Annotated in this window: 16 protein-coding genes; 7 read left to right on the top strand and 9 right to left on the bottom strand. The window is 47.6% G+C overall.

The annotated features are described in order from the left end of the window. The first annotated feature begins 282 nt into the window (after positions 1 to 282). A complete protein-coding gene (locus tag N836_RS47200) occupies positions 283 to 1,338 on the top strand; it encodes a D-alanine--D-alanine ligase family protein (RefSeq protein ID WP_031292066.1) in 1,056 nt (351 codons plus the stop codon). Here N836_RS47200 and N836_RS47195 read toward each other — a convergent pair. After that, positions 1,335 to 1,745, bottom strand: a complete 411-nt coding sequence (locus tag N836_RS47195) for a c-type cytochrome (protein WP_023071674.1) — start codon at positions 1,743 to 1,745, stop codon at positions 1,335 to 1,337. The two genes, N836_RS47200 and N836_RS47195, sit on opposite strands and share 4 nt — an antisense overlap. Before the next feature lie 300 nt (positions 1,746 to 2,045). Between N836_RS47195 and petG the strand changes: the two genes are divergently transcribed. Then, positions 2,046 to 2,159, top strand: coding sequence for a cytochrome b6-f complex subunit V (gene petG, locus N836_RS47190; protein ID WP_006516887.1), 114 nt, complete (start codon positions 2,046 to 2,048; stop codon positions 2,157 to 2,159). A 99-nt stretch (positions 2,160 to 2,258) separates the two neighbouring features. Here the strand turns inward: petG and N836_RS47185 are convergent, their stop codons facing one another. Continuing rightward, positions 2,259 to 3,497, bottom strand: coding sequence for an FGGY-family carbohydrate kinase (locus N836_RS47185; RefSeq protein WP_023071673.1), 1,239 nt, complete (start codon positions 3,495 to 3,497; stop codon positions 2,259 to 2,261). Positions 3,498 to 3,576: 79 nt separating this feature from the next. Further along, positions 3,577 to 4,086, bottom strand: a complete 510-nt coding sequence (gene apcB / locus N836_RS47180; RefSeq protein ID WP_023071672.1) for an allophycocyanin subunit beta — start codon at positions 4,084 to 4,086, stop codon at positions 3,577 to 3,579. A gap of 833 nt (positions 4,087 to 4,919) precedes the next feature. On the opposite strand from apcB, the gene glnA reads away from it, so the two are divergent. The 3 genes from glnA to N836_RS47165 all read left to right on the top strand — a co-directional run bounded on the left by glnA (position 4,920) and on the right by N836_RS47165 (position 7,731). Continuing rightward, complete coding sequence (gene glnA, locus N836_RS47175; protein WP_023071671.1) at positions 4,920 to 6,341, top strand: type I glutamate--ammonia ligase; 1,422 nt, start codon at positions 4,920 to 4,922, stop codon at positions 6,339 to 6,341. A 259-nt stretch (positions 6,342 to 6,600) separates the two neighbouring features. Then, positions 6,601 to 6,801, top strand: coding sequence for a hypothetical protein (locus N836_RS47170; protein ID WP_023071670.1), 201 nt, complete (start codon positions 6,601 to 6,603; stop codon positions 6,799 to 6,801). A 234-nt stretch (positions 6,802 to 7,035) separates the two neighbouring features. Beyond that, entirely contained in the window at positions 7,036 to 7,731 is a 696-nt protein-coding gene (locus N836_RS47165) for a GDSL-type esterase/lipase family protein (RefSeq protein ID WP_023071669.1), read from the top strand. An 11-nt stretch (positions 7,732 to 7,742) separates the two neighbouring features. On the opposite strand, the gene N836_RS77860 is transcribed toward N836_RS47165, so the two are convergent. Both N836_RS77860 and N836_RS47160 read right to left on the bottom strand, forming a co-directional pair. Then, a complete protein-coding gene (locus tag N836_RS77860; protein ID WP_023071668.1) occupies positions 7,743 to 7,877 on the bottom strand; it encodes a hypothetical protein in 135 nt (44 codons plus the stop codon). 9 nt (positions 7,878 to 7,886) lie between these two features. Beyond that, a complete protein-coding gene (locus N836_RS47160) occupies positions 7,887 to 9,239 on the bottom strand; it encodes an LCP family protein (protein ID WP_023071667.1) in 1,353 nt (450 codons plus the stop codon). A gap of 353 nt (positions 9,240 to 9,592) precedes the next feature. Here N836_RS47160 and N836_RS47155 point away from each other — a divergent pair, with 353 nt between their 5' ends. After that, entirely contained in the window at positions 9,593 to 10,672 is a 1,080-nt protein-coding gene (locus tag N836_RS47155; protein ID WP_023071666.1) for a mannose-1-phosphate guanylyltransferase, read from the top strand. A gap of 114 nt (positions 10,673 to 10,786) precedes the next feature. Here the strand turns inward: N836_RS47155 and N836_RS47150 are convergent, their stop codons facing one another. Beyond that, positions 10,787 to 12,319 carry an anthranilate synthase component I family protein gene (locus N836_RS47150; RefSeq protein WP_023071665.1) on the bottom strand — a complete coding sequence of 511 codons (1,533 nt, stop codon included), beginning with the start codon at positions 12,317 to 12,319 and terminating at the stop codon, positions 10,787 to 10,789. Positions 12,320 to 12,564: 245 nt separating this feature from the next. Beyond that, positions 12,565 to 12,993 (bottom strand): photosystem I reaction center subunit II PsaD, encoded by a 429-nt coding sequence (locus N836_RS47145; RefSeq protein ID WP_023071664.1) that lies wholly within the window; start codon positions 12,991 to 12,993, stop codon positions 12,565 to 12,567. 387 nt (positions 12,994 to 13,380) lie between these two features. Between N836_RS47145 and N836_RS47140 the strand changes: the two genes are divergently transcribed. Continuing rightward, a complete protein-coding gene (locus tag N836_RS47140; RefSeq protein ID WP_023071663.1) occupies positions 13,381 to 14,181 on the top strand; it encodes an ABC transporter permease in 801 nt (266 codons plus the stop codon). Here the strand turns inward: N836_RS47140 and N836_RS47135 are convergent. Then, the gene (locus N836_RS47135; protein ID WP_023071662.1) at positions 14,178 to 15,545 is read right to left on the bottom strand and encodes a hypothetical protein; all 1,368 of its coding nucleotides are present in this window, start codon (positions 15,543 to 15,545) and stop codon (positions 14,178 to 14,180) included. The genes N836_RS47140 and N836_RS47135 overlap by 4 nt on opposite strands. 485 nt (positions 15,546 to 16,030) lie before the next feature. Continuing rightward, positions 16,031 to 17,275: a 4-hydroxy-3-methylbut-2-enyl diphosphate reductase gene (locus N836_RS47130; RefSeq protein WP_023071661.1), complete on the bottom strand. Its 1,245-nt coding sequence runs from the start codon at positions 17,273 to 17,275 to the stop codon at positions 16,031 to 16,033. Positions 17,276 to 17,313: the final 38 nt, after the last annotated feature.

Raw genomic sequence — 17,313 nt, 5'->3', positions numbered from 1 at the left:
ATGTAGGCGTTAAAAGTGTGGACAGTTAGCTGGTAGATGCACCCTGATGTCTGACTCCTGAGCCTTTTTGAGGCTTAGGGGTCTTTTTTTGTCAATTTTTGGATGGTGTCGATTTTGTATTACTAAGGTTGGGTTTGTGATAGGCTAGCCTCCTAAAATTATTTTTGACGCTGTTGCTCTCTGAGATAACTCTCATGGTCAGTTGCTGTTATTGATCAGCTGTGGCTTAGTGATTGCTCAGTCGGCAACGGTCTATTTTTAGGGTCAAAGGGGCTAACTCAAATGGCAAAGATGCGTGTCGGCTTACTGTTTGGTGGATGCTCTGGAGAGCATGAGGTGTCTATTTATTCGGCCCAGGCCATTGCCCGAGGGCTAGAGCTTAAAGAGAATGTCGACAAGTATGAGGTTGTCCCGGTTTATATCCGCAAGGATGGTTTCTGGGTGATGAATGCTCAAGAGGTGCTGACGTCGGGAGAACCGTTAGCGACGGCAGCGGAGATATCTGCTATGGACCGTATGCCGCCATCAGAGCTCGATGTGGATATCTGGTTTCCTGTGCTCCATGGTCCCAATGGTGAGGATGGTACGATTCAGGGCCTATTTGAATTGATGCAAATTCCCTATGTCGGCTGTGGTGTCCTGGCTTCGGCGATGGGGATGGATAAGCTGGCTATGAAGTCTGCGTTTGCCAAGGTGGGGCTACCTCAGGTGAAGTATATGGAGGTATTGCGATCGCAAGTCTATTCCAACCCCTGTGTGTTTCCGAAACTGTGCGATGAGATTGAAGAAACCCTGGGCTATCCCTGTTTTGTTAAACCTGCCAATCTCGGTTCATCAGTGGGGATTGCTAAAGTCAAAGATCGGCGAGAGTTAGAAGCTGCCCTTGACAGCGCTGCCAGCTATGACCGCCGGATCATTGTGGAAGCAGGTGTGGTCGCTCGTGAAGTCGAATGTGCCATCTTAGGCAATGCCAATCCCAAGGCTTCGGTCATCGGTGAAATTAGTTTTGATGCAGAGTTCTATGATTACAACACCAAATACACCAGTGGCCAAGCTGACTTAGCCATTCCCGCCCCACTGCCCAAAAATATTGTTACGACTATTCAGGAGCAGGCAATTGAAGCATTTCAAGCAATTGATGGGGCTGGCCTGTCACGGGTTGATTTTTTCTACATAGAATCTACTGATGAAGTGCTGATCAATGAGATCAACACCTTTCCAGGATTCACAGCTACCAGCATGTATCCCATGCTTTGGCAGGCCTCAGGCATCGAGTTTGATCAGCTTGTAGATCGGTTGATTCAACTTGGCTTAGAGCGCGCTAGTCGGCCTATTTAAAGATCTTCTAAAAACACTAATAAATCTGCCATGTCTTGGGTATTAGGTTGAAACTGAGGCATGGGAGGTGTTTTGCCACTGATAACCTGTTTAATCAAAGCTACCTGTGATTTTCGCTCAGATACGCTCTGTAAATCAGGGCCAACCTCGCCAGTGCCGTTCACTCCATGGCAAGTGGCGCAGTTTTGCCAGAATAGCTGCTGCCCCCGTTCAAGATGCCCTGTAGTAGCCAAAACATCATGGACATATGGATCGGATACTTGAACCCTATGAATGCCCCAGATTACAAGAATGACACATAGCAGAATAGTCGTTGCTGCTAAGGCAAACTGTACCAGTAGCCGATTATCTTGAGTGGCTATGGTTTGCTGAGTGAGGGCTGGACTGTCAACTGTATTTTGGGTCACAAGCAGAACGTAACACTTTGTCATTACGCATATGATACATAGTTTAAAGTTTTCTCAGGAGGCAGTGCAAGTTGTTTCGGCTTGAAAACAGCCTTGAAATCTATAGCTTTTGTTAAGCTATGGCTGGATCGGCCATAAAATCGACAGTAGCGAGCATTGAGGATAGAGATTTCAAGGTGACGGAGTTGCTGGATCAGGTCTAGGCTCAATTAAGCGAATGTCTTACTATGAAGGTGGAAGAAGTAATGTGTAGCGCACACTGCTTCTATTAGCTCTGTAAGTCATTGAGGAAAACGTGGCGTGATTGAACCTTTGCTGTTAGGGATTGTTCTAGGTCTGATTCCGGTAACGTTGGCCGGTTTGTTTGTTGCAGCTTACATGCAGTATCGCCGTGGTGATCAGCTCAACTTCTAAGAATTAGCTACATAAGAAGTTTTAAGGCCAGCATTCGTGAGAACGCTGGCTACTTGTTTTGGGATGTCTTGAATTGATAGCTGTTTAATCAATCTGACGCTATGTCACTAGGCCAGCTGCTAATCGGGCCGTTCCATAGGCGGCTTCGGTGTGTAGAGAGCTTACTAATGGCACACCCAGTGCCTGTGCTCGTAAAGTATGCCAGGTGGAATTTTGGGCCCCGCCTCCTGCTGTGTAAATTCGCTTGACCGGGCTGCCGCCTAGGGCCGTTAGTTTCTGATAGCCCAAGGCTTCAATCTGAGCCATGCTTTCTAAGAGTCCATGGAGAAACCTCACCGGGTCTGATGGACGGGGCGTTAGCTTGGGCTCCAAGTCAGGATCATTAATAGGAAAGCGTTCGCCAGCTGTGAGTAGCGGATAGTAATCGAGCCCGCTGGCAGCATGGGTGTCGATGAGCGGGCTGAGGGAGCGTAGCTCATGCTCGCTAAAGTAGTGATGCAATACCGCTCCCCCGGTGTTGGAGGCACCGCCCACCAGCCACTGTTGCCCTAGTCGGTGACTGTAGATACCGCTAGGGGCATCATTAACGGCCACCGGGCTGAACAATTTCAGTACCAGGGTAGACCCCAAGGAAGTGACGGCGTCACCTGGCGAGTTGGCACCGCTGGCTAAAAAGGCTGCAATACTATCGGTGGTGCCGGTTTTGATTATGCAGCTTGGCGGTAGCCCGAAGCGCTTAGCAATTTGGGTTTGGATGGGAGCGATCGCAATCCCTGGGGCCAACACCTGCGGCAGCCAGGCGCTAATTTCTAGATTTCGTAGCCAGTTGGGATATTTGAGGGCTTGAGGGTCAAATCCCAATTTTAATGCATTGTTATAGTCGCTGATACCCGGTTGGCCATGGAGTAAGCTGCTCAACCAATCTGCTTGATGGACTAGATATCGAGCATTAGCAAGAATATTTTTTGGTAAATGGGTTTGCCACCAGAGGACTTTTGCAAGGCTAGAAGTGGCGCTATGGGCAGGACTGGTTGTGGGGGCGACAGTGGGGACTCCGCCTCTAGCATCGTTATAGAGTAAGGGTGTGGTGAGTGGTGTATGGGCGCGATCGCACAGTAAAACAGTCGCAGAGGTACCATCAATTGCGATCGCGGCTATCTGTTGTCGCACCTGAGCTGGTAGCTGATCGAGTAAGGCCCACAGTGTTTGTTGCCAATCGTCAGCATTGGGTTCTAGCGATGGGTACTGGCAGCGGGTTTCAGTGATGATTTGCCCAGTCGAGTCAACTGCGATCGCTCGTGCCCCTGAAGTACCAAAATCAATGCCTAAATAATTCATATCAAAAAAATGAGGTACTCTCAGGAGCACCCCACTTCAAACCTGCTCGGACTATGACTGCTAGAGCTACATGTCCGATCTAGACGCTAACTTCGCCCAGTTCACGAGTGAGATGGTCAAAAGGCGCATCCACAAAAGATGTATCAGCCACTCCCTGCGCTTCCAGCTGCTCTTTGAGCACATCCTTCATAATCTGAATACCAATCACGGTGGGGCCAACAGGCACCTCTAGAGAGTTGTAGGTTTCCCGTAGACCGTTGAGTACTCGCTCTGTTAGTACATCACAGTTACCTGCTACCAGGGCATAGCTGCTGTAGCGCAAGTAGTAATCCAAATCACGTAGACAAGCGGCGTATCGTCTAGTGGTGTACGCATTACCCCCTGGGCGAATCAATTCAGGTATCCGCTCAAACAGCGCAGCGCCAGTTGTTTTCACAAGGCTGGATGCATTGGCGCTAATGTAGGCCGCCGCCTTAACTCGATCAGCACCACTATCAAAATAGGTTTTTAAAGAATCTATAGCGTCGCGATCGAGGTAACGACCTGTGATGTCGTAGGTACTAATTAAACCCGTCACCGTATCCCGCATGAAACCTTTCTCCCAGTGCGATTAATGTGCGACTCAAAATTAAGCAGGAACTTGTAACCAAGCTAAGGGTGAAAGTCCTCATTTAAGCAATGACCAACCATTGGTATGAACCGAATATGAGAACAAACACAAGAGCGATGCAATTGCTTACTTAGGCATTGACCAAGTGTCTTGCCGCTGCCATGTAAATCCTGAAACCCGTTCAGCGACAACGCTTACCAACACTTTAATACCAGAAAATAGTCTACCATGGTCAATTAAGTAGCAGACAAGACACCTGATAGAGAGGCGGGTTGAGCTGCCTATTTTTTACAATACGCAATCTTTCGCAACAATTGAGATGGAGTTAACACATAGGGGCAATGCCTTGAAATCTTTGATGTGACCACAGCTTTGGAACTTTGAATCCGATCGTCGCGATTTTTCAACAGGCTTGCTAGAGAAAACGTGAATTTGTAACAAGAGATACAATCGCTCGGGATTACTGTTCCTAGGATGATCCAAGCCTAGTCAAAGTAAACACTGAAAGTTTGTTCAAACACAGTTACTCTGCTGCTGGGTGTTACTAATCTTTGAATCGTGGCCGGTGTCAAAGGTTATGTGGGAATGAGTGATGTTCTCTGGTGTCATGCTCTTATGGCCCGAGTGAAGCGAATATGCCTGCCGCTGCTTAGAAATATAGAAAATTTCTAACGGAGACCTATTATTCGGTCACACTCATTGTTTAATGTTTTGGCCGTTAAACGTGTTGGCCTGTCCATACTGCAAAGCCTACATTTCCCTCAAAAATTTCGAAGACGGCTCTCGTGAATGCATATATGAAGGAGTGATCCATGGCCCAAACTGCCGCAGAAGTTTTGCAGATGATCAACGATCAAGACATTCAGATGATTGATCTTAAGTTCATCGATTTACCAGGTATTTGGCAACACCTCACGGTGCATCGCAGCCAGATTGATGAGAGTAGCTTTACCGATGGAGTGGCCTTTGACGGCTCCAGTATTCGAGGATGGAAGGCCATCAACGAGTCAGACATGTCCATGGTTCCCGATCCAACAACCGCCTGGATTGATCCTTTTATGAAGGAACCTACGCTGAGCATGGTCTGTTCGATTAAAGAACCTCGTACTGGCGCGTGGTATGACCGCTGCCCTCGGGTTATTGCGCAGAAAGCATTGGATTACTTAAATGCAACTGGTATTGGCGATACTGCCTACTTCGGCCCTGAGGCAGAGTTCTTTATTTTTGACGATGTCCGTTTTGACACTACGTCTAACTCCAGCTACTACTATGTAGACACTGTTGAGGGCCGTTGGAATACAGGCCGCGAAGAAGAAGGTGGCAACCTGGGTTATAAGCCTGCGTATAAAGGTGGTTATTTCCCTGTGTCGCCTACTGATACTTCTCATGACATGCGGACTGAGATGTTGTTGACGATGGCAGATTGTGGTGTGCCCATTGAAAAACATCACCATGAGGTAGCAACCGGTGGTCAGTGTGAACTGGGTTTCCGCTTTGGGGAAATGATCCAGGCGGCTGACTGGTTAATGACCTACAAGTATTGCATTAAGAACGTTGCTAAGAAGTATGGCAAGACCGTGACCTTTATGCCTAAGCCTCTGTTTGAGGACAATGGCTCCGGTATGCATACTCACCAGTCTATTTGGAAAGACGGTCAGCCGTTGATGGCGGGTGATATGTACGCAGGTCTGAGTCAGCTGGCTACCTGGTATATCGGTGGTCTACTTAAGCATGCCCCTGCCGTCCTGGCATTTTCTAACCCCAGTACTAATTCCTACAAGCGTCTGGTGCCTGGTTTTGAGGCTCCAGTAAACCTGGTGTACTCCAACGGTAACCGTTCTGCAGCTATCCGGATTCCACTGTCTGGGGATAGCCCGAAGGCCAAGCGTCTTGAGTTCCGCTGCCCTGACCCGACGTCTAACCCCTACCTGGCATTTGCGGCTATGCTCTGTGCCGGTATTGATGGCATTAAGAACAAGATTGAGCCTCCTGAGCCGATCGATCAGGATATTTATGAGCTCAGTCCTGAGGACCTGGCAAAGATTGCATCTACGCCTGGTTCACTGAAGGAAGCGCTATCTGCTTTAGAAGGTGATCATGATTTCTTGACTCAAGGTGGGGTGTTTACTGAGGACTTTATCCAAAACTGGATTTCTTACAAGCTTGATACTGAAGTAATTCCCATGGATATTCGCCCTCACCCTTATGAAATCGCTCTTTACTACGATTGCTAATCGACGATCACTTTTTTGGGCTTGACTATCCCTTTTGCTCAAACGCCAGCCACTCGGCTGGCGTTTTTTGTGCGTTCCTATAAATTGTTCTGACCTATCTTCATTGGCATAGCAAAAAAAACGCATTATTTATTTAAAAAAATAAATACAAAAGAGTATCAAAATATACGGTTTTTTTGACTATAATCAAAACTAAAGAGATAAGTGCAAGGCACTATGATGGTGCCTTTTAAGTTACTTTTGTAGGAGGTCAATAAGTATGTCTATTCAGGAATCTGCTAGACTTCGAATCGTTTGCAACCGTCATGCTGTGACTAACCGACAGCGTTCCTTGTTGAGTCGCGCTGCTGTAGATGTTGGCATGCCTATGGATGCCATTGGCGCAGGTAGCCGCATTCAAGGCAAGCCCAGGTATGATGTGCAACATACTTATGGCCGCAGCCATGCTGCTATGAGTTAGCAATTATTTGGCAATTATTCTGCTATTCAAATTGGCAATTAACCCCCAGATGCGATCGCATCTGGGGGTTGTCATATAGGTTTGATAACACTTGTTGATTATGTCGGTAACTATGAAGATTTGAAAATAAGCGGTACAAAATGTTAATTTGCGGGAGTCTGAACGTATGACGGCAGTCGTAAGGGCTAGCGTCATAAATTTTGTTATTCCGATAATCCAGCTTTAAGTTTTTCTATGGCTGCTCTTGCTGATCGCGCTGCTTACTCTAGTGGCCAATCTAAAACGGCCCATCCTAAAAAAGTCGTCATTATGGGCGATAGTTTGATCTATGGTTACGGCGATACAGAAGGTGGAGGTTGGGTTGAACGCCTGCGTCGTCAATGGATCGATCCGTCACAGCCAGGACCAATTGTATATAACCTTGGGGTTCGGGGTGATGGTGTGCAGCAAGTGGCCACCCGGCTAGAAGGTGAGTTTAAACTGCGTGGTGAGCTGCGTCGGCGCGTGCCTGATATTTTAGTGCTATCGGTGGGTTTGAATGACTGCGCGCGTTTAGGCCGCCCGACTGGACGACCGATGACCGATGAGATCACCTTTACCCGAGAGCTGAGTGGATTACTGGAGCAGGCCAAGCAACTCTGTCCTACCTTTTTTGTGGGCATGGTACCTGTGAATGAAACGTCCATGCCCTATGCCGATGTCCTACATTTTTCCAATATTGACCAGGCTCATTACAACCAGATGATACGCCATGCCTGTGAAGCCCGTCAGATTCCTTACCTAGACCTTTATCAACAATGGTGCTCTCAGGGGCAAGCCTGGTGTCATGAGCGTTTGTGTGATGATGGTTTACATCCGAACGTGTTGGGATACCGTACCCTGGTCGCAGATATTTCGGGCTGGCAGCCGTTGATGCAGACCTTAGTCTAATTTTCCAAGCGTTACTGGGCTGCTCTCGTTGTTAACAGTATCCAAATACAGGATAAAAAGTTGCCAACGAGACTGTGATCAGCCTGGGCTGCATAGTCGTAATCAAGGAAATAGGGGTGTAAATGGAGCTGCTGTTGAGGCAGCATAGCTGCACCTTAATGAATCATCTGCTCTGTCCAGTCATCGCCGACGCGAATGGTGATGTCAGAGTCTAAATCTCCGGTTGAATCAGCAACGACTTTGCCAGTTCCTAAGACAGCTTCTAAAAAGCCAGCGCCATCTAGGTCACCGCGCTGGGCAATAATTGTGGTCTGATGATGAAAGTCAGGCCAGTCTTCAACTACATATACGTTGCGAAAGCCTTCTTCCCGCAGATGGTCGGCAACTGACTGGCCCATGAAGGGGCCTCTGGATGCATTTTGGACAGCGATGCGAAGGCGACTGATGGAACGCCGTGGTGTATTGGTGGCTAACAGGGCCTCAGGTTCCGCATCAAAGAACTTTTGCATAACCTCGTTGGTGCTATTGGTGTCAGCAATCCAATAGCTGGCTCTATATTCACTGGGGCTGCTAAAGCGACCTGGCAGCATCACCATGTTTAGGTCTTCTCGCTCAAGCTGTAGTCCAAATCCTGCCAGGGCCAGAATTTCTTCAGTGGATAAGTTGGTGTCAATATGGCTTTGTAAAATGCGGACAATTTGTGGCAACTGGGTGATGACCTTAGGGTTGATCATGCGATCGCGCAAAGCCTTTAGCAAAATCTGCTGCCGTTGTACCCGACCAATATCCCCTAAATTATCCTGACGAAACCGGGCAAACTGCTCAGCTTCATCGCCATTGAGTGTTTGCCAACCAGGTTCCAAATCAATCACTAACCCCTGGGTTTTATCCTCATATTGCATCGGTTTGGGGACAAATACCTCTACACCGCCCACCAGATCTACGATTTCGCGAAAGGCAGCGGTGCTCACTCGGACATAGCGGTCAATTTGAACCTGATTAAAGTTGTAGCTGACGGTTTGAGCAGCGAGTTCTGCGCCACCTTCAACATTAGCTTCATTGATTTTGTCGCTACCATAACCTGGGATTTCCACGCGAGTATCCCGTGGTATGGACATCACATTAATGGATTCAGTTTCTGGGTCAATCCGGGTTAAGAGCATGGTATCTGTGCGGCCCACTAAATCTGTCGGCTTAGCCCCATCAATGTCCCTGGCTTCATCCAGACCCATGAGCAAGATCGTTACTGGACGAGAGACTTGATAACGAAAACCTGACTGCCACAGATCACTTAAAGGCGGATTGGTTGCAACTTCACTGCCCCCCAATTCCTTTGGTAGCGGAACAGTCAAGATAAAAGCCGCTCCAGCTGCTGCAGAGACCACAGCGGTTGAGCCAAAAATACCAGTCCAGGCTAAAACCCTAAGCACCTTGCCAAGCAAGGAACGACGTTGAGGTTGAGCTAGATCATCACTGGAGTCGGACTGAGACGATGGAGAGGGAATCATAGAGTATTTATGAGAATGCCCGGACAAGGGGTGCCTTGTCTAGCAAAGAATTTATGGTGGTCCCTAGGTCTAAATTACGCTCTTTCCTCTTAGTGGTCAGAACGTGATTTGAAATTGTGGGTGGGTTGCTCACTAAACAGCATATTTTGATAAATGTTTGATGTTCCGTACAGCGATTTGAGCAGTCGACTGATATGGGGAAAGCGACGTTTGATGCGTTCTACATATAGTTGAGAAGTTAACCAATATTAAGCTATCTGTACACTGCTTGATTTGAGTAATCGCTAGTATTGTTCAGAAATCCGTAAGGAAACATCATTTTAACGCCGTAACTTAACTTTATTAAGTAAACAATGACACAACCTATCAATCAAACTCCAAAGTTAGTGCCAATTATTTTAGCTGGTGGTAAAGGGGAGCGCTTTTGGCCTGTGAGTCGTTTGAAGCATCCCAAACAGTTTCTCTGTTTAGATGGTAGCGGTCGTAGTTTGATGCAATCTACAGCGGATCGCCTATTGCCGTTGGCGGGTAGCTGGGATGCAATTTGGGTGATTACGGCGTCGCATCTGGCGGACGGTGTCAAGCAGCAGCTGCCGGAGCTGCCAGAGGAAAATATTTTGGTGGAGCCCCAAGGGCGGGATACGGCACCGGCTGTAGCCTGGGCAACTCTGGAGGTGGCGAAGCGTCATGGGGATGATGCGATCGCATGTTTCTTCCCTGCCGATCACTACATCACTGACGAACCTAAGTTTCGAGCTACTATCCGAGCGGCAGCTGACTTGGCGCAGAGTCAGGATGCGATCGCAACCCTAGGGATTCAGCCAACATTTCCATCCACTGGGTACGGTTACATTGAGCAGGGAGACGATGCTGGTCAGTATGGCGATCTTACTGCTTACCGCGTTAGTCGCTTTACCGAAAAACCTGAGCGCAGTGTGGCCGAGGAATTTTTGGCCAGCGGCCGCTACAGCTGGAACAGTGGCATGTTTATCTTTCCAGCTGGCGTCATGATTGATGAGCTCAAAACCTATGCGCCTGAGCTGATGGGGCCTTTACTAGCCAAAGGTGTTGATGCCTATGCTGAATTGGAGAAGCTCAGCATTGATTATGCGGTGATGGAAAAAACTCAAAAAGCCTATGTGATGCCTGCTAACTTTGGCTGGGATGATCTAGGTGACTGGAATGCCATCGAGCGTCTGATGAAAGGGGACAAAGATAATGTGGACATGTGCCAGCATCAGGCCCATGACACCAATGGCTGCATTGTCTATTCGTCTGATGAAGATGAGGTGGTCGTTACCATTGGTCTTGAAGATGTAGTGGTTGTGCGTGATGGCAACGCCACACTAATTGTCAAAAAAGACCGTACCCAGGAAATCAAAAAAGCAGTCAAGGCTCTTGGCAAAGAGGATAAATTTCTGCATCTGCTGTAGGACCTGCTTGGACCAGTCTATTTCTCAAATATGACCCCATGGCCGCCTATGTGAAGCTATGGGGTTATTGATTAAGGAGCAAGGTTTTATCAGAATCTGAGCACGAGGAGTATTTCAAGCTTTTAAGCATCTGACCGCTTCCAGCATTGCTCGGGCTTTATTCAGAGTTTCTTGATATTCATTTTCTGGGACAGAATCGGCCACCAGACCGGCTCCTGCTTGCACGCTGATGCGATGCCTACCATCCTCTTTGCTTTCAACCACCATGGTGCGGATAGTAATGGCGCTATTGAGCTGTCCCTCAAAGTCGTAATAGCCATAAACACCTGAATAGGGTCCGCGACGACAGGGTTCCAGGTCATTAATAATTTGCATGGCGCGAATTTTGGGTGCGCCGCTGACAGTGCCTGCCGGGAAGCAGGCTTTAAGTAAATCCCAAGCCGTTTTGCTAGGCGCTAATTCACCAATCACATTGCTGACAATGTGCATGACATGGGAGTAACGCTCAATCACCATCAGCTCATCTACACTGACGGTGCCACTTATACAGACACGACCCAGATCGTTACGTCCCAAATCTACCAGCATCACATGCTCAGCGATCTCTTTAGGGTCAGCCAGTAAGTCTTCAGCGTAGGCATCATCTTCGGTGACGGTTTTACCACGAGGCCGAGTACCCGCAATGGGACGGACAATTGCGGTCAATGTAGGACTATCCCCTTCGCGGGTGGCGTTGACCATGACTTCAGGGCTAGAACCAATAATCTGCCAATCCTGGAAGTTAAAGTAGGCCATGTAGGGAGATGGGTTCACCAGCCGCAATGAACGATATAAATCAAAGGGATTACCGCTGTAGTCGGTGGTCAGACGCTGGGAAATGACCACCTGAAATATATCTCCGGCCCTGATATGGGCTTTGGCGGTTTCAACGCTTTGGCAAAATTCGTCCTTACTACGATTACTGGTGTAGGTCAGCTCACCTGCTGGGTTGTTGCTGGGGGGAGTCCAGGCCAGACGGCTGTCTTGATTGGAGAGAGGCAGGTTGAGCTTATTGACTAGGTTGGCAATGCGATCGCAACTTTCCTGATAGACCTGGTCTAGATCTACCTCAGGGTTCCGCAAGTCGGCGTAGCTGATCGCCCAAATTTTCCGCTTGACCTGGTCAAAAATCAACAGACTATCCACCTGCATCCACAGACCATCAGGCAGCTCATCATCAGCTGCAGGATAGACCGTTACTGTCGGTTCGATCCACTTAATCAGCTCGTAGCCCCAAAACCCAAATAATCCGCCAATCCCAGGAGGAAGTTCCGGCAGCTTAACCGGTTGATAGGGAGCCAGACAGTCTGCCAATATATCGAAGGGATTGCCTGTAAATGTCTGTTCAGCACCATCGCGAAATCGCTGGATAGTCTTCTGCCCTCTAGCTTCCAGCGTCCACAGAGGATCACACCCTAACAGACTATAGCGGCCAATGTTTTCGCCCCCTTCCACCGATTCCAGCAAAAAACTATAGGGCTGGCCTGCACACACCTTGCACCAAGCAGATACTGGAGTATCCAGATCGGCAACCCACTCTTGATATACCGGCACAAAGTTACCCTGCGTTGCCAGAGTCTTAAACGTAGCTAGGTCTGGATAAATCATGAAGCAGTTGAGCAGTCGGCATAAACCACATCCAATTTAGGTTTCTGAATTTGCTCTACAGAAAACCACAGGTCTTGATGGGTTGAATGTTTACTAAGCCTGCCTTATGGTTTGAACCCTTGGCAAGCGGTTTGGTTAAACCTTGACCCCGTAACATGGCTATTAAAAAGAGGCAGTCCAGAGACTGCCTCCTTATCAAAATGATGATTGGTTTGAACTGACCAAAGCTCGGCAATCAGCCTTGCCTAAACCTCGTAAGGCTCTTTACCACTGAACTTAATGGTTGCAGGGTTGGGGTTCTTACCAATACTACGATCTATCTTGCCGTTGTACTCACGACCTTGATTGACCTTCTCAGGAGGTACACCATCGGCGGGATGCAGGTAAGTGGTCTCGCCAGTAGGTAGGACGCGATAAATCTTATAGTCAGTAATTCTGGGTTTAAATTTGGTCTTAAGTTGGCGGCTGAGAGCTAAGCATTGCTCTTTACGAGCTAGGTAAAGCATATTCTCGCCTTCATTCATGATGGCTACGCCACCTGTGGGCATTTCAAAAGGTTGCTCCTTTTTACTGCTCCAGGTAATGACGTACTTTTCTTCCTTTTCAGCAGCGGATAGGAGACCACCGGTGCTACCACCAAAGATCGGAGTTTTGCCAGTAATTTCTTCAGACATGGAAATATTATCTCTCAACCTTATCGCTCACAAATCTATCACTGAGCATGACGCTGTTTACATTCTTTGTGAGGAAGCGTAATAGTTCTTCAGAGTTTTAATTTAGCTAGAGTTTTAACAGAATTTGTACATAGGAATAGCAAATCCTTGAATTCTGGCTACTGCATGGTTGTTATGTAGGGGGGATGCAGCGGCATAAGCTATCATGCATGTATGCTCTCAGAGGTCAATACCTCTTCTATAATTTTGCTCAAGGACGCTCATGGATTATTTGGGAACATCTGAAGAGTTCTAGTATCCGGTCACTTGAGTTACCAAGAACACAAACCAAAGGACGCCTTCACCATTGATAATAAAAATATAAAAATATTCTGGTTTTAGATTGCTGTGAAAATTTTCAGAGCCCGTACGCTACAAACCTTGTTGGCAGACAGTTTGACCATTTTTTGGGGGGACTGGCTGGATCTGCGGGTACGGATTCCTCAAGTCGCAGCATCGGGGTTGGTGTCTCCACTCATTTACATAATGGCGTTTGGCTTGGGACTTGGGAGTTCGCTTGATCAAGTGGCACTGCCGCCTGTAGGAGAGAGCTACTTAGAGTTTATTTTGCCGGGGATGGTGGCGTTATCGTCCATGGTGATTAGCTTTGGCGGGACTACGTTCTCTATCTGTGGAGAGCGGTTGTTTACAAAAAACTTTGAGGAAATGCTGCTGTTTCCGATCCATCCGCTGGCGATGCATTTGGGGAAAATGCTGGCGGGAATTGTGCGAGGTTTGCTGACGGCTGGTTCGGTGATTTTGGTGGCTGTGTTGTTTACTCGCGATTTGTGGAGCTTTATCAATCCTCTGTTTTTGTTGCTGCTGGTGCTGAACTGTGCGGTATTTGCCGGTCTGGGTGTGATCGTTGGGTTAAATGTGAAGTCCTTGGAAAGTGTTGGACTGTTTAATAACTTTCTGATTGTGCCCATGTCATTTCTAGGGGCCACCTTTTTTGACCCTACGACTCTGCCAACGGTGCTCAAAGGTATTGTTTATCTATTGCCACTTACCTACACAACGGTTGGGCTGCGTGCTGCTGCCTATCAACCCCTTGATCAGTTTCCCTGGTATTCGATTCCAGTTCTGTTGGTAGTTGCGATCGCACTTTCTATTAACGGAGCCTATCAGTTTGCCCGTCAGCAAGACTAGCTTGCGATCGCATTTGGCATTCGGGGTGAAATGGTAGCAACTTCCAAAGGTGGCTGTACAAGCTGAATGGCTTCTTCTTCAGCCAAGCGATGCTCTAACTCTGTTGCTACCTGGTCGAGCGTCATATTGCGATCGCGTAGCTGCGAGAAAATCCGATACGCATTTAGGGACGATGCAGCCGTATCCTCTGTAGACACTTGGACGAGGTTGTAAAGCGTTCCACTGGCATAAACGGCGAACGTAATCCGAAATACCTCAAAAAAGTTGATCACCCAGCGGCAATCATCCTCTGAGTAGGTCTCGTAGTAACGGATTAAACTGGCAATTCGCAGTTCTAGATGGGATTGAACGTGGGGACAAAATAAAGCCACCTTCAACAATAAAATTACCAGCACCAGAGGATTTCCCTGGGCCAAAAACATACTGAAGGATGTGGAGGGTTTTTTCCCATCTTCGCTGGTAAGAAAATCAACTACACGTTTGCATGTGCGTAAAATCAGTGCTTCTGCAATCGTTTCTGGATCGTTATGTTGATACAGTGGCAGAATTGCATCAGGCAGTTTGTTCTTTAGAGCGCACGTAATAGGGCCATTGGGTAGGGCATAGACGAGATAGTGTAAAAGCGCCCGCTTAAAGTCCAAATAATTGAGCTGGTGGCATTGTTTACGTAACAAATTGGCCAAGTTTTCATAGCCAAAACGTCCTGGTTGTAGCAGGAGCATCTTGATTAAATTAATGGCAGCCTCGCCTAAGACTGTTGGGTTTTCTACCGTAGTTCTGGGGGTTTCCATCTGGGACTTCGCCGTATACATCGCCAAATCAAAGCGAAACTTTGACTTGAGCTGTGATGACAAACTACGAGCAGCTTCACGCTGTTCCAATGGATTGTCTAGGTTGAGATATTGAGGCGCTAATAGATACGATGCATAGCGCTCACTCCAATGCTCGTGCTGGTCATAGCGGGCGGCAAATAGCTTGAGATCCTGAAAGTCCTGGCTGTTAATAAAGTCCTGCATCCAGCCACGCAGTCGTTTCAGAATCAATGAAACACCTGGCCGCATCAAAACTTGGTCCTCGAACATTGCGATCAAAGCTTTGATCGCGTCTGGTCGTCGTTGAATCCCCCAGTTGTTGATCAAGATGTAGCAAACACGTTTGAGAGTGAAAAGAAACTGCTGTTCACTATTGGCAATGACAATGGAGTAAAGGGCTACAGGCAGTTCTGATTCTGTGGATGATTCGGTGTAATCCACAAATAAACGACGGAATGTAGCCAAAACGATTTCCACAGGTTCTGTCTGAACACTATAGAGAAAGAAATCGTATAGGACGTGTTGGGCGTTCTGGATATCTGTACGAGCCATAGTCACCAGGAACTCAATCAGGAACTTAAATATTGTCAGCTAAGTCTACCTAAAAGAATTAATGATTTTCGGATGGAATGGCACCCGTGGCCCTACTGAAGCAGTGCCTAAGTCATTAAAAGGTATAACATCAGACATCGGGCATAAGCTGAAACACTTGTATGTCAATCGATAGTCGCTTTACATACAACAAGGTTTTCCCCGATCTGACAGTAAAGTTTTAATTTCAGATCAGTAAAAAGTCGATTAGATAGCGCATATCAACCTTCATATAGGGCTCTAAAAGCCTCAATGATAGTGATTATGTATAGCTATCCAACCATATTAAGGAGAAACCCTGGTCTGCCGCCACTTAGGACGCTGAATATCATCCTTATGGCTGAGAACACTGCTTCCGGCCATGATGCTTATTAAACGGTTCTGTCAGTAATCTATTGCTGAGAACGCTGAGCTTATTCATCCATGAACTCTGCAGGGGCCAAGGGTTAAACCACGGCGGGGGTCGGGAGTTCTGCTTTGAGCTGGAAGATCCGCTGAATGACTTGAGCCACAGATTTATCAGGTGTTGAGGCCCCTGAGGTAATGCCAATGACAATTTTGCCCTCTGGTAACCAATTTTGAGAGACTGTGATTGCTTGATGGAGGGGCTGGTGCTCAATCTGATTATCAGAGCTTAAACGCTGGGGACCATCAATGTGGTACGACGGAATGCCACGCTCAATGGCAATTTCCTGGAGATGGGTGGTGTTGGATGAGTTAAACCCGCCAATGACCACCATCAGATCCATATCCATGTCTACTAATTCGAACATGGCATCTTGACGCTCTTGAGTGGCATCGCAAATGGTATTAAAGCTAGAGAAATGGTTGTTAACAGCTTGGGGACCATACTTTTTCAGCATGGTGCGTTCCAGCAGTTTGCCGATTCGCTCTGTTTCCCCTTTTAGCATCGTGGTTTGATTGGCAATGCCCACAGCCGTTAGATCCTGGTCAGGATCAAAGCCTTCGGAATAGGCGTTGGCAAATTTAGCCAAAAACTCGTTGCGTTGGCGCAGCCTCTCCTCTGGCGAATCGCCGCTGCGCAGGATGTAATCGGCCACATACTGAGCCTCATCCAGATTGAGGACCACCAGATACTTATCAGCAAAAGACTTGGTCGCTACGGTTTCTTCGTGCTTGTACTTACCGTGGATGATGGAAGTAAATGAGCTTTTCTTGTGCTTTTCTACTGTTGTCCAAACTTTGGATACCCAGGGACAGGTGGTGTCAATAATGGTACAGGCCCGGTCGTTCAGTAGTTTCATCTCATCAACACTGGCCCCAAAAGCAGGCAAAATGACAACGTCACCTTGATCGACGACTGAAAAGTCCTTGGTGCCATTAATCACCTGAATGAATTGCACATTCATATCCTGGAGTCGTTGATTTACGCCAGGGTTGTGAATGATTTCGTTGGTAATCCAAATGCGTTGGCTCGGAAAATGCTGCCGAGCTTCGTAGGCCATAGCGATGGCACGCTCCACTCCCCAACAAAAACCAAAGTCCTTAGCTAACTTGATGGTGACATCGCCCTGGGTGTAGGTGTAGCCCTGGTTGCGAATGGTTTGAATTAGTTCACTCTGGTATTCGTCCCCCATCTGGGTCGCGATTTGCTCTTTCTCGCCAAATCCCTGGTTTCGGTAGTAGTTGTCAGACTTGTTGAGGCTGCGGCGAAACGCTCTGGTATCCATTGGTTTTACAAAGAGGCAGACTATATACCTAGTAGTCT

This window comes from Leptolyngbya sp. Heron Island J (assembly GCF_000482245.1).
GTDB lineage: Bacteria > Cyanobacteriota > Cyanobacteriia > Phormidesmidales > Phormidesmidaceae > Leptothoe.
Note: the sequence above shows the minus strand (reverse complement) of the source record. Positions and strands in the feature narration are given on the sequence as shown.